A 14,275-nucleotide genomic window follows, 5' to 3' on the forward strand; every position below is an offset into this window, starting at 1 on the left:
ACTATTTAACTTTTACAGACTTTACATTACTGTAATAACTATGTATGTTTCCTATATCAGCTGTCCTATATGTATTAATCTTGTAATAATATGTTTTTCCTGTTTTTAATCCTTCATCATAAGTGCTTAAAGTCGAACCACTCTTAATAGTTTTTATTCTTTTATAATATCCATTTTCACTATCTGATCTATAGATTGCATATCCATATGCTCCATTGATTTTTTTCCAGCCAATTTTTACCTTTCCATTTTTGTTAGCATCATCTTTTATACTAGAACTAGTACAAGATGTAATAACTGGTGTATTACATCTTGTACTAGCTTTTAATATTGTAGAATATGAACCGTAATATCTATTCTTTCCAACTTTTCTATAAGCTCTTACTTCATAATAATATGTTTTTCCTGATGATACGTTTTTATCCGTAAATTTTGTATTTGTACTACCACTAAGTTCGGCAACTCTTTTGTATGTTCCATTTTTGCTAGTTGTCCTGTATACTCTATATCCACTAGCATAACTTGCTTTATCCCAAGACAGCTTTACTAAAGTTTTGTAAGAAGAATTCTGTTTTAAGTTTTTAACTTGGGATGGATATTTTGTTTTTCCATAAAAAACACTAGAATAATCACCATAAAGCTTTTCTTTATCTACTGTTTTGTAGGATCTTATCTTATAATAATATGTTTTTCCACTTAATCGTCCTGTATCTGCGTAAGTATTAGATGATTTATTGGAAACTGTAGCTACTTCAGTGTACTTCCCATCTTTTGATGTAGCTCTATAAATTTTATATCCTGTTACACCACCTTCTTTATCCCATCTAATTTTCAAAGAATTAGTAGTGCTACTTAATACTTTTACTCCAGAAACTTTATTGGGGTAAATTTTAAATGTAACATTCTTTTTCCCCGTATAATTACCTATTCCTACAACAGTTGTAGTTCCTTTGCCGCTTAACATGTTTTCTCCATAATCTAAGGAGTAGTCCTTACCTTCTTCTAATATTTTATTATTATATACAGCTACAACACTCGGTTTTAAATTGTCAGAATAAGATATAAATTTTTCTCCATTACCTATTTGAGTTACTTTGCAGCCACTTAAATCATATCTTACTTTCACATTACAAGTAGCACTTTCACCTTTTTTAGTCTTAGCAGTAATTGTGGCATAACCCAGATTTAATCCCGTTACATTTCCTTTTGAATCTACCTTTGCTACATTTTCGTTGCTGCTAGTAAAAGATTGAATTTCATCATCATAAGATAGTTGTATACCTTTTAATTCAAAAGATTTTCCAACTCCTATTGTTTTTTGTAGCTTATTTAATGAAAACTTTTCGTCATTGTAATCAACTTTATTATAGGATGTTTTCGACATAGGATATGATGTATTAAATTCATCTGTAACAAATTGATACTCTCTTTTATGATCAGGAAACTCAACATTATTTCTCAGGAAATATGTATAATTAACATAATTATTATCACCATTAGCCGCATCCCAGGTATTATCTATGTTGTACCATTTTCCGCCTATTTTCCCTATATTCCAAGCATGAGAACCATTACCAGCTTCCCCTGTAATACATCTTACTTTTACACCTAAATCCTTCATCATTTTGTAAGTTAGAGTTGCATATCCATTACATACAACATTTTTCGAAACAATACCATCATAAGCAGAGAATTTTTTCAAAGCATAATCGTACACTATATTTTCAGTAATAAAATCATGAACAGCCTTAGTTTTTGTGTATTCATCTTCATTATAAACATTCAACTCATCTAAAACTTTTTTCACCTCATAATCAACACGTTGCTCCTGCTTATATGTTGAAAGATATTCCATTTCAAATATAAACTTTGTCTCATTAGACTTACTATCATTCCAATTAACATAATAAGAACTCCAGTGTCTAAAAAGATAGTCTCCCTCACTAGAATTACCATTTTCGTCATCTGCTACTGCCATGGCAAATAAATCTGTATATAAATTACTATAATTCTTCTGTTTTATTGTAAATTCAATAGTACCACTTCTTTTTACCATTTCTTGTTTTAAATAATTTGCAGCTTCTTTTTTTGTTGAAAAAACTTTATTTGAATAAAGTTTAAACGAAGATTTTGGTGAATAAGTTTTTATATTCTCATCTTGATACAAAGGATTTACTATTTTTCCATCTGACTCTTCTACAACTTGAACTTTATCCTGTGATGTACCAATAGAAATAATTTTCGGGTTTCTTTCATATGCAGAATTTAAATTTTCTGCAAAAACATTAAAATCTCCTATTGAAATTAAATTAAAAATCAATAGGGCGCATAAAAATAAACTTATTGTTTTCTTTAAATTTTTCATCTCTTTTCCCCCAGGTAATTTATTCTTGAAATGTGGAGTAAAATTGCCTTACCCTTAATTATTCTCTTATTTTTTTTTAAATCCTTTTTATATGTTCATTTTTTTGTACAACAAAAAGGAACACTAATTTCCAATTAATGTCCCAATTTTTTACTACTTACCTTAATATTAGACTTTCTTTTCCTATTTATTGGGATAATAAACTTTTTTCGTTTTTATATCATAAATTGGGTAACTATTATCTTTACTTAAGTATAAATAAATTTTATTATTTACAATACACCCTAAAGAATTTTTACCTGACCATTTTTTTAAGGTAGTTTTTTTACTTCCATCCAAATTACATCTCATTAAAGATCCATTTTTAATATAATATATTTTCCCATCATATAGTCCATAATTTTCTATATCATCAAGCTTTATAATTGCCTTTTTACTACTTCCATCAGCCTTCATTCTATAAATACCATAGTCATTTTGATAGAAAATATAACCCTTGTAATAAACCATATCTAACATATATGAATTGTACGAAGATGTTGAACTTGCAATTTGTTTTGCATATTTTCCATCTGTTCTTACCCTAGTTATAGTATCTTTACTTCCTGGCCAATAGGATTTATTTGTTTCATTTAAAATATATATATAATCTCCTGAAATTGAAAATCCACCAGTGTAATATTTTGAAGTATATATGGTTTTTTTATTTTTACCGTTTGTTGATATTCTCTTTACTTTACAATCTCCATCTAAATAGTAAAGATACGAATCCTTAAGTATCATCCTGAAAGTGATCCTCTATAAGTCATCATACTAATAGACGTTATCCATGTCCTCTTTGTTCCATCTGTTTTGACTTTGTAAATTCCAGTATTACCTTTACTCGATATTCCCACATAATAAATCCATCCAGACTTGGAATTTAAACTAGGTGCTGCCACTGCATTTGTTGCAATAGATTTAACATGTTTTCCTTTACTGTCTTCTTTGTAAATAGTATAGGAAGACCATGGCCATAGTCCATCAATACTATATTCATATTTATAGTTCGGCTTGTGACTTACTGAGTAAGTTGTAGAATTATATCTTAATACTTGACCGCCATTGTTTATATTTGAGCTTGTATTTCCATAATATGATGCTGCCTCTATAGTACCTACACTAGAAAATACAACTCCTATTCCTATTATTAATGCTAGGAATAAAGAAAGCTGTTTTTTTAATAATTTCATATACCCCTCCTTATTAAAAGACAAAATTCCTTCTTAGCAATTATTTCGTCTTTATTGCTTAATTTTTATAAATTAACCTTTTAAATTGTATCAGTTTTCTTATTTGAATGAAACATTATGAAATTTATTTTATAAATAATTGATATATAAATGCTACATATATGACAAGTAAAAAACCCTCATAAAATGTATTTATTGAGGGTTTTTTATTATTTTAATTTTGGTTTTTAAAAAAATTTATAATTAATTAGGTTTTGAGGCTTAAACTGTTGCTTTGTTTACAACTTTTACTCCTAGTTCTTCTAAACGCTTTACAACAAAGTCTCTATCTTTATTTACTTCTTCTATTAAATATAATATATCTTCTTCATCTATTTCTTCCAACTTGTTATTAACAACTGCATTTTTTATAAAGTTATTTTTTAGTCTATCTAAATCTAAATCATTTGATTGGATGTCTCCCATATTCCAAGGTATTACTATATTTTGGCCAGGAACGTTTTCTCTTGGATTTCCTCTTCTTATTTCTATTCCATTTTGTTTAGCAAAAGTAAGCTGTGGCATCGGATGTTTTCCTGCTCCTGTGTATTCTGTTTCTTGTACTACTATTATTTGATCTTCATCCATTTCTTTTGCTATAGATATGGCTGCTGCAAGAGAAGTATTTCCTGCTGGTCCTCTTTCTGTTCCTTCCACTTGAGCCAATGCTTCTGTTACGTAGAATACTTCTCCTTGCGTAACTGTTACATATCTGTCCATGTATCTTAAAACTCTAGCTGCGTTTCTTGGTACGTCAGATCTATCTGGCCAAGTTGCAAATGGAACTCCAAATCCTGTATGGCCTGTTGTAAAAGACTTTCTATTAAATGCATGATCAGATGCCATGTGTAATCCGCTTAAATCAACAGATGCACCTATTATTTTAGTATCTTTTGCTCCAGCTAAATTTAACCCTCTCTTTGTTCCAGTTAAGTTTCCTCCTCCTGCATGTGTTGCTACTACTACATCTGGGTATTTACCTTCCATTTCCATCATTTGATTAGCTAATTCATATCCTAAACTTTCCACGCCAGCTATTCCAAATGGTGTATATAAAGAAGCATTGAAATATCCTGTTTCTTCTAATAATTTTAAGAATGTATAGAATAATTCTGGTCCAACTGTTAATTGTATAACTTCTGCACCTAATGCCTCACATTTTCTAGTTTTTTCAAGTATTTCTGGTTGACCTACTTTTTTAGAATCAAATACTTCTTGAACTATTATACATTTTAATCCAAGTTGAGCCGCTTGTGATGCTACAGCTGCACCGTAGTTTCCACTAGTTGCTGCTATTACACCTTTATATCCCATTTTTTTAGCATGATAAACAGATATAGCTGCTCTTCTAGCTTTAAATGATCCTGATGCATTTGCTGCTTCGTCTTTTACAAATATTCTAGCCCCCTTGCCTTCTTTTGAATATTTTCTAACTAAAGCAGTTATATTTTTAAGCTCCAACAAAGGTGTTCCACCAACTTTTGCTTCTTTTTGTATTTTTACTATATCTTCTATTGAATAATCAACTGATGCCATCATCTTTTCATAATCAAAAGCTATTTTTCCATGTTCAAAAACACTATAATCAAGTCCTACTGCTTCCTTCATTATGTCATTTTTTCTGCCCATTACGGCTAAGTAAGACATATCCTTCATATCTACATCCCCTTCTCTTCTATGATAAATTAAATCTTTCTTTCACTCTTTTTTATTTACTATTTAATTCTTCTATTTCTTTTCTAAGTTCCATTCCAACTTGAATTAATTCTTTTACTGGTTCCCCAAAGTCGTGTACGTGTCTAGGATTTATTGCACATAATTGTCCTCTTACACTTCTTCCTATTATTGTCTCTATCTCAATTTGATCACCTATAGTTGCTTCTTCTGTTATCATTAATCCTCTTATCCATTGAACTAAAGGTACTTCTTTTGTATCATCTGGCACTTGAGGTGCTCTTTCTTCTGGCTTCAAAAGTACTTCTTCTACCTCTACCCAATCACCTTTTTTTGCTATAATCATTTTTAATTTAGCTCCTTTCTCAATTTAGGTTTCTTATATTTCATAAACTCTAGGTCTATGGCTAGCTAAGATAAACCTAGAATTCGGCTATCATTTAAATTTATTTAAGCCTCTGCTTCAGCTAAAGTTTTTACTTCTTCACCTTTACTGTTTACATATGTTCTTCCCCAACCACTTATCATGGCAAATAACATTACTACAAGAAGTGCCCAACAGTAAATTATCCATGGAGACATTTGAGTTGTTGTAAGTGCAGGTACCATACTACCAAATTGCTCACTAGCTTGAACTGACAGGTTCTTAGTAAGTAATAAAGCTGGTGTCCAAGGTAGAGAATAAACTAATGTACACGCTGTTGCATCTAGTAGGTTTGCTCTTCTATATGGAGATATTTTATATTTTTCTCCTAAAGGTTTAGCAAAAGATGTTCCTATTGCAAGGATTGGTGGTGCATTTAATCCCATTATTCCAGACATTGCAAGTGCCAAAGCCCCTATACTCATTTCCACACCACGAGCAGTATGTACAAATTTTTCTGTTATACCTATTAAAGCTTTATCTCCTCCACCTTTTTGCATAATTCTTACACAAGCTAGAACTAAAAGTGCTAGGATACATATATCAACCATTCCACCTATTCCATCTACTAGTAGACCTTGAACTGTATCTCCTTCTATAAATAACAAGTCTGATAGACTTATCATTCCAAGTACACATCCAAATATTGCTGCTGCTATTGTTCCTATAGTTGTTGCTGCTATTATGTGATAACCTTTTATCGCTAAAGTGATTGTTATTGCTGCTGGTATTAACATTAATAATCCTTTTGGATTCATATATTGAGAAACTAAATCATAAGGAATATCATGAGCTGCTCCTCCACCACCAAATAACATAATTACTACTAAAGTTGCTGCTCCAGCTACCAAGGAATACTTTAATCTTGATTTTACGACTCCACCAACATCTGCTCCCTGAGTTGCCGCGGAGCATATAGTAGTATCAGATAGCGGTGCCAAGTTGTCACCAAAGGCTCCTCCACCAACTATAGCTCCTGCCATAACAACTGGGTTTGCTCCAAGTAAAACACCTGCTGGGTATAAAACTGACATACCTGCAACTATTGTTCCGAATCCTGTTCCTGCTGCTGTTGCAAATAATGCACTTGCTATAAATGTAATTGCCACGAAAATTCTTCCACTGGCTCCAACATTATATGCAAGCCAGATAATTCCTTCAACTAAACCAGATGCTCTAAGAACTGATGCAAAAACACCTGCAAATATCCAACATGCTATAGGCGTTACTGCTATTGGATCTGCCATACCTTCTATAACTGTGTCACAATAAGTTTGTTTATCTGTTGCGAAAAAATAAGTTGCCATAATTCCCAGTAATGCACCAATCCACATTCCTCTTATATCTGGCGCATTAAGAACTGATATATAGATTGCTATTAATATAAATACTCCAAAAGGTAAAAAGGACATCCATCCTCCACCATGAAACCTAAGCGTCTTTTTTTCTTCCATATATAAAACCCTCCATTTTATAATTGATTATTATATCTGCCTTTTTATATAAGCAATTGTTATGCCAAGTTTTCAAACTTTTACAAAATAATTAATTTTTCCTAAAGTAACGGTATTTTATAACAGTTTTTTCTGCTTTCTTACAATAAAAAAGGAAAAATACTTCCAGCAAGTCACATAATTTATTAAATAAATGTGCAACTTTTTTCCACCTGGAAATATTTTTCCTACTTATGTATGTAATTTTTTTCACACTATAAATCTTCTTTCACATTGTACTCCACTATTTTATTAAAAAGTTGCCTTCTACTAATTTCTAAGTACTCTGCACTTTTTGTAATATTGCCATTAAATCTTCCTAACACTTTTTTTATATAATTGGCCTCAGCTTCTTGTTTAATTTCCTTTAAAGGTTTAATGTCTTCTAACTTTATAAAGCTTCCACAGTCTGGTTCTATACTAGGTTGGACATTTGCTGAAACAAATTCCTTGCCAATGATTCCATTTTCTGATAAAACCACAAGTCTATCTAAAATATTTTTTAACTCTCTTATATTTCCTTTGTATTCATAATTTAGCAAATGATTCATTACATCATCTTCTACCTTTACTATTTTTTTATTATATTTGGCAGAAGATTTTTTTAGAAAGAAATCAATTAACATGGGTAAATCTTCTTTTCTTTCTTTTAATGATGGTAAATGAATAGAAATTGTGTTTATTCTATAAAATAAGTCTTCTCTAAATTCTTTATTTTCTATTGCTTCATAAAAGTCCTTATTGGTAGCACAAATTAATCTAAAATCCACATCTATAGGTTTATTACTTCCGATTTTTTCTATAGTTCTGTTTTCCAAAACTCTAAGTAATTTGACTTGAGTATTTAAATCAATTTCTCCTACTTCATCTAAAAATAAAGTTCCACCATGGGCTTCTTCAAATCGACCAATTCTTTTATTTACTGCCCCTGTAAAAGATCCTTTTTCATGTCCAAATAACTCAGACTCTAATAAGCCACTTGAAAATGCCTGACAGTTAACTGGCACAAATTTTTCATTTTTCCTTTCACTATTTTCATAAATAAACCTGGCCATTACTTCCTTTCCTGTTCCTGACTCCCCCGTTATTAAAACATTTACATCAGCAGAAGCTGCCTTTTTAGCAATTTCTAATATTTTTCTAAAATTATAATTTTTAGTATCCAATAAAAACTTGTTATTTATTTTTTCAACTTTTTCTGTACTTTCACATTCTTTCTTAACTTTTTCAATCTCTCTTATAAGCTCTCCTGGATTGTTTCCCTTTATAAAATATCCAAAAGCGCCTTTTTTCATTGCCTCCACTGCATTTTTTATTGTGCCAAAACCAGTAATTAACATTACATAAGTATTAATATAGTTATTTTTTATTTCTTCCAACAAATGAATTCCATCCATACCATTCATTTTTAAATCTGTTAAAACTAAGTGAAATTCTTCTTTTTTCAATATTTCTAGAGCTTCTTCACCACTACTAGCTACTTTTGTTTTGTATCCTTCACTTTGCAAAATCATATTTATAACTTCTTGATATTGTATTTCATCATCTACTACAAGTATTTTAAAATTATCCATCTAAATCAATTCCTCCTTTGTAGGTATTTCAATCCTAAATGTTGTCCCTATATTTATTTCACTTTTAGTTATTTCAATATTTCCACCTAGTTTTTGTACTTCATTGTAAACTATAAAAAGACCTAAGCCAGTTCCCTTTCCTGGGTTTTTAGTTGTAAAAAATGGATTAAATATATTATCTAAATTATGTTTTTCAATACCAACTCCACTATCAGCAATATCAATTTGTATAATATGACCCTTATCAACACAAGTAATTTTTATAGTTCCTCCATTTGGCATAGAGTCAACAGCATTAGTAATTAAGTTTATAAAAATATGTTTTAAGCTTTCTTCATTAGTATAAATAAATACATTTTCACAAAATAAGATTGGTTCTATGTTCATCTCCTTCATGGCCTTTTTCTCCAATTGTAAAATGAAAAGCAAGAACTCCCTTATATTTATTTCTCTATATTCATCTCCCGATATGGAAGAGAAGTTAAGAAGATTATCTATAATTCCACTAGCCCTCTCCACTGATAATTCAATATTGTCTATGCTCTTTTTGTATATTTCTTCATTTTGTCTAGCATTTTTCCCTTGAAGAAGATAGCAGTAGTTTCTAATAATACCTAAAGGATTTCTTATTTCATGGGCAACACCTGCAGCAAGTTGACCAATGGCAGCCATTTTTTCTGATTGTAATAATTGTTTTTCTGTGGCCTTGGTGTTTGTAATATCATTTATCGTAATCAGCATATCATAGGTTTTATTTTCTTCACTTTTATTATCTAACTGTTCTATATCTTTTATATTTCTTACATGTATTCTATAAATTCTATTATTATAATTAAATTCAAAAGGTGCTTCTTTCATGCTTTTAACATCAAGAGTTTGCCAAATATATTTAAACATCTCATCTATTTCATTTACTTTTTTACTAGAAAGCTCTTCCTTAGTAAAATTACAGTAATTATAAAAAGATTTATTTCCATTTAAAATTTTTCCTCTTCCATCTACAATAATAACCATTCTATTTAAAACATCGAAGGCTGCCTGTAACTCATTTTTACTTCTATTAAGCTCCTTTGTTCTATCTGCAACAGCATTTTTCAAAGATCTATTAATTAAATAAAATAAGTATGTTAGTAAGATAAAAATAAAAAGTATGCTTAATAGAATTTTGAATGAATAAGCTTCCTTTTCTCCTGTATAAGTCATGGTAGCAGAGATTCCAAACCATTTTTGTTGCATTTTTTCCATTATATTATTTTTATTTAAAGAATAAATACCCTTATTTATAATATTCACTAAAGTTCCATGACTTTTAGGAACTGCCAAAACAACATCATTTTCGTATATTTCCTTTTCCACTATTTTTAATTGACCTTCATAATGATTTTTCTGTATAAAATAACTACAAACTGGTTCATCACCAACTACAGCATCAGCTTCTCCACTTTTTAATACTTTCAAAGCTTCATTAATATCCGCTACATAAACATATTTTGCATTTTTTACATTCTCTTCTAAAAATTCGTTAGTATAGTCTCCCAACTGAACTGCTATTGTTTTATCATTTAAATCCCACAAATTTTTTATATATTTATTATTCTCATTAGTTACAATAACTCCCCTTAGTTTGTAAATAGGGTTACTAAATAAATAGTCTTTTGATCTTTCTACACTTGGAAACATATCACATATATCTGTTTTTTCATTTTTTAATTCTGATAATGCCTTGTCCCAAACTAAAGGTCTAACCTTAATCTGCAAACCACTTTCTATTGATAGAGAATTCAAATAGTCAATAAAAATCCCCTTATATTGATTATCTTTATCCACATATCTAAGAGGTGGAGCATTTTTGTCAGCGCCATAAATTATATCTCCATGATTTTTCAGCCACTGTTTTTCTTCCTCAGTTAATGGCTTTGATATTGTGGAATATTCTATTAAGTTTACACCATATTGATTTTCTACTATATAATTAATTAAATTAATTGTAAAAATTAATATCAAAATTCCCGATATGTATATCTTTTTCTTCATAATAACCCCTTTTTTTCTTTATTTAGACTCAATATAATTATATATCATTTTTTAAAACCACCTAATAATAGTTTTCAATGTATAGTAAAATAATAAATAGATGTAAATTTTTATTAGGAGTGAAATCAATGGTAATAGTTTTATAACTATTTTTGTACTTTACCAATTATAAGAAATAAAAACTGTTATATAATTCAAGAATTTTTCCCATACTCCTAGTACAACTATTAGTAAAAGGAGGAATTCTCTTGTTTAAAGTTTTTAAAAAGTTAAAATTTATCATTATATCAACAAGTTTAATTTTTATAATAATTGGGATAGTGACTTATGCTGATTTATTTACACAGAAAAAATCAAATATCTTACCTTCATCAACAAAAGTAAAAGAAACTATCACGGATAATAATACTTACACAGAAGGTTCAACTAAAGATAAAGCTTCACAAAATACTACAAACATCTTACTTTTGGATGATAAGTCAGACTCCATGGTAGTGGCATCACTTGATCCAACCAACAAGGATATAAAATTGACAGAAGTTGCAAACACAGGTTATTTTGACAGAAGTAATATGAATAATTTACTAAATACTGTTGAGAAAAATCTAAATATAAATTTAGATAAGTTTTTAAAAGTTGATACATCTCAACTAATGAATGTAATTTCAATTTTAGGCGATATATCCGTAAATATTAAGCCAGAAGATATAAAACTTATTAATAATCTAATTCCAAAATTTTATTCTCAGCTCCAAGGTAAAAATAAAGTAGATATGAAATTAATAACTTCTCCAGGTATTCAAAATATAAATGAATATCAATCATTGGCTTATATTAGTGTAATTTCAAAAGACAGTAGTAAGCAACAAGATACTATTCTTACTTTAGTTAAAAACGTTAAGAATCTAGGTTTTAATAAATACTTTGAAATTTATAATAAAATGAAACCCTATGTAGAAACAAATTTAACTATTCCTGATATGTTAAAACTTGCATCAACTAAATATGAATTTAGATAAAAACAAAGCCGAGCCCAGAGTCGGTTCTTTTTTATATTCAGTTTCTGTATCTTTTAACAAAAATAACTTAATATTGGACAACTAAAAAAATTTAGTTCAATATTATTTTTTCTTGAATAAAATAGTGATTTAGTAGTATATCCATATGGTATAATTATTTATTATTGAAAAGGAGGCTTACTTTGGCAAAAACACAAAAGAACTTTAACTTAAAAACTATTACTATAGTATTACTTTTACTGCTTATAGGCATACCTTGTATTACTTTCTGGGCCTTACAAAATAATAAAAGTTCAAGTACAGATAATTCCTCATCTCAAAATACTTCAAATAATATTACAAATATTTTATTACTTGGAACTGATGGGAGGGATAAGGAAGATGCATTTAGATCTGACTGTATGATTATTGCCACATTGGACATGAAAAACAAGAGTATAAAATTTACATCATTAGCTCGTGATACTTATGTTGATATTCCTGAATTTGGAAAGGGTAAGCTTAATGAGGCATATTTCTGGGGAAAACAAGATTTGTTATTTAAAACTATAAAGAATAATTTTGGAATTGAGCTATATAAGTACATACAAGTAGATTTTGATAATTTAATGAATATTATATTTATATTAGGTGGAGTTGAAGTAAATGTGGAGCAACATGAATTAGAAGCTGTAAATAATCTAATTCCTGCTACTTATGAAAGTTGTACTTATGAAAATAAAGGTGATATGAAACTTTTAGGCTCAACAGGTGTACAAAAGCTAAATGGATACCAAGCTATAGCTTATACTAGAATAAGATATTCAGACAATGCCATTAATAGAGATTCAAGACAACGAGAAGTTCTTATGTCAGTTCTGAAAGATATAAAAAGTAAAGCCAACGACAAAACTCTTAAAGAGTTGGATCCATACTACTCAACAAATATTACCTCTTCAGAAATTTTGAATCTGTCTGCCAATGCCTACTCTTCTGGGGCAGTTAACAATGTTAAACAAGGACAATTTCCTATTATAGATAATGTTCATGTTAAAGGTGGTACTTACAAAGATGCTGGCTGGGTATGGTTATATGATGTGAATTCTGTCTGTGTCTTGAAAGATTTTATCTTTAAAGATATAGATATGAAAGATAATGATTATTTAAAAGACAATAGTAAAATTGAACTAAATTACTAAAAATATAAAACCGACCCAATTGGGTCGGTTCTTTTTATAATAAACTTATTTTGCAAATCCCTTAATTCTAAATCTAATTCTCTTAGCTGATAATAGCATATTTGTACATACTACTGATAACATAGCAGATATAAATATAGATAATTTAGCTAAATTTATAACATCTTTATTTCCTAAAAACGCTAATTCACAAGTAAAAATAGCCATAGTAAATCCTATTCCTGTTAGCATTGCCACCTCAGTTATAGATCTCCATGAAATATCTTTGGGTTTTTCTGCAATGTGAAGCTTTGTAGCTATAAAACTAAATAGTACTACCCCTAAAGGCTTTCCAATTACAAGTCCCAAAATAATTCCCATTACAAGATTAAATGAGTTTGGAACAGCCACATTAAGAGTTAACACTACAGATGTGTTAGCAAAGGCAAATAAAGGCAATATAATTAGATTGCATAAGTACATTAATTTATGCTCTAACTTTTCTGCTATGGATCCCTTACTTCCCAGTCTTTCTGATGGTATTGCCATGGCTAAAAATACGCCACTTATAGTTGCATGAATTCCACTTAAATAAATGAAATACCACAATATCAACCCAACACCTAAGTAAACCCATATATTTTTTACCTTAAATATTTTATTTAAACATATAAGAACAACCATTATACCAATTGAAATTAGTAAAGCCATGTAATTTAATTTAGATGAATATAAAAATAGTATTGCTATAATAGCGATTAAATCATCTACTACTGCTAAAGATAATAAAAATATTTTAAGTTCACTATTTAATTTAGATTTAAAAATCATAAACATTCCTACAGCAAAAGCTATATCTGTGGAAATTACAGCTCCTAATCCGTCTGAATACCCGCTTTTGAAATTGAATATTAAATATATTATTGCAGGAACAATAACGCCACCCAAAGATGCCAAAATAGGAAAAGATGCCTTTTTAAAACTAGATAACATTCCATATTCCACTTCTTTTTTTATTTCCAATGTGACATATAAAAAGAATATGGCCATTAGAAAATCATTAATTATCATATGAAAATTGAAATGTCCAAATATATATGTGTTATAAAATAAATCATCGTATAAACCTTTAAAACTACTATTTGCTATTATTACAGAAATCAAGGTCGCAATCATTAAAGCTACGCCTGGTATACACCTCTGATTTCATTATCTTTTTCACGCTTTGCAACATAATAATCCTCCATTTTTTAAAAAAGTAAAC

At 29.3% G+C, this 14,275-nt stretch carries 11 protein-coding genes; 2 read left to right on the forward strand and 9 right to left on the reverse strand.

The features are described from left to right. Position 1: 1 nt before the first annotated feature. The 8 genes from K0039_RS15650 to K0039_RS15680 form a co-directional block, all read right to left on the reverse strand. Complete coding sequence (locus K0039_RS15650) at positions 2-2,365, reverse strand: transglutaminase domain-containing protein (protein ID WP_228106009.1); 2,364 nt, start codon at positions 2,363-2,365, stop codon at positions 2-4. Positions 2,366-2,548: 183 nt separating this feature from the next. Next, a complete protein-coding gene (locus K0039_RS22040; RefSeq protein ID WP_265589506.1) occupies positions 2,549-3,148 on the reverse strand; it encodes a DUF5050 domain-containing protein in 600 nt (199 codons plus the stop codon). Further along, positions 3,145-3,597: a DUF5050 domain-containing protein gene (locus K0039_RS22045; protein WP_265589507.1), complete on the reverse strand. Its 453-nt coding sequence runs from the start codon at positions 3,595-3,597 to the stop codon at positions 3,145-3,147. Before K0039_RS22045 ends, K0039_RS22040 begins: the two co-directional genes overlap by 4 nt. A 261-nt stretch (positions 3,598-3,858) precedes the next feature. After that, positions 3,859-5,292 (reverse strand): 2-amino-4-oxopentanoate thiolase subunit OrtB, encoded by a 1,434-nt coding sequence (ortB, locus tag K0039_RS15660; protein ID WP_228106010.1) that lies wholly within the window; start codon positions 5,290-5,292, stop codon positions 3,859-3,861. Between the two features lie 52 nt (positions 5,293-5,344). Then, a complete protein-coding gene (ortA, locus tag K0039_RS15665) occupies positions 5,345-5,656 on the reverse strand; it encodes a 2-amino-4-oxopentanoate thiolase subunit OrtA (RefSeq protein ID WP_228106011.1) in 312 nt (103 codons plus the stop codon). 104 nt (positions 5,657-5,760) lie between these two features. Further along, positions 5,761-7,188, reverse strand: a complete 1,428-nt coding sequence (locus tag K0039_RS15670; protein ID WP_228106012.1) for a Na+/H+ antiporter NhaC family protein — start codon at positions 7,186-7,188, stop codon at positions 5,761-5,763. Between the two features lie 254 nt (positions 7,189-7,442). Continuing rightward, the gene (locus K0039_RS15675) at positions 7,443-8,801 is read right to left on the reverse strand and encodes a sigma-54-dependent transcriptional regulator (protein WP_228106013.1); all 1,359 of its coding nucleotides are present in this window, start codon (positions 8,799-8,801) and stop codon (positions 7,443-7,445) included. Further along, complete coding sequence (locus K0039_RS15680; protein ID WP_228106014.1) at positions 8,802-10,835, reverse strand: transporter substrate-binding domain-containing protein; 2,034 nt, start codon at positions 10,833-10,835, stop codon at positions 8,802-8,804. 248 nt (positions 10,836-11,083) lie between these two features. On the opposite strand from K0039_RS15680, the gene K0039_RS15685 reads away from it, so the two are divergent. Further along, positions 11,084-11,854 carry an LCP family glycopolymer transferase gene (locus K0039_RS15685; RefSeq protein WP_228106015.1) on the forward strand — a complete coding sequence of 257 codons (771 nt, stop codon included), beginning with the start codon at positions 11,084-11,086 and terminating at the stop codon, positions 11,852-11,854. Positions 11,855-12,036: 182 nt separating this feature from the next. After that, positions 12,037-13,032, forward strand: a complete 996-nt coding sequence (locus K0039_RS15690) for an LCP family protein (RefSeq protein ID WP_228106016.1) — start codon at positions 12,037-12,039, stop codon at positions 13,030-13,032. Between the two features lie 45 nt (positions 13,033-13,077). Here K0039_RS15690 and nhaA read toward each other — a convergent pair whose 3' ends face one another. Then, positions 13,078-14,205: a Na+/H+ antiporter NhaA gene (gene nhaA, locus K0039_RS15695; RefSeq protein WP_322789392.1), complete on the reverse strand. Its 1,128-nt coding sequence runs from the start codon at positions 14,203-14,205 to the stop codon at positions 13,078-13,080. Positions 14,206-14,275: the final 70 nt, after the last annotated feature.

The organism is Terrisporobacter mayombei (genome assembly GCF_020748465.1).
GTDB classification, from domain to species: Bacteria; Bacillota; Clostridia; order Peptostreptococcales; family Peptostreptococcaceae; genus Terrisporobacter; species Terrisporobacter mayombei.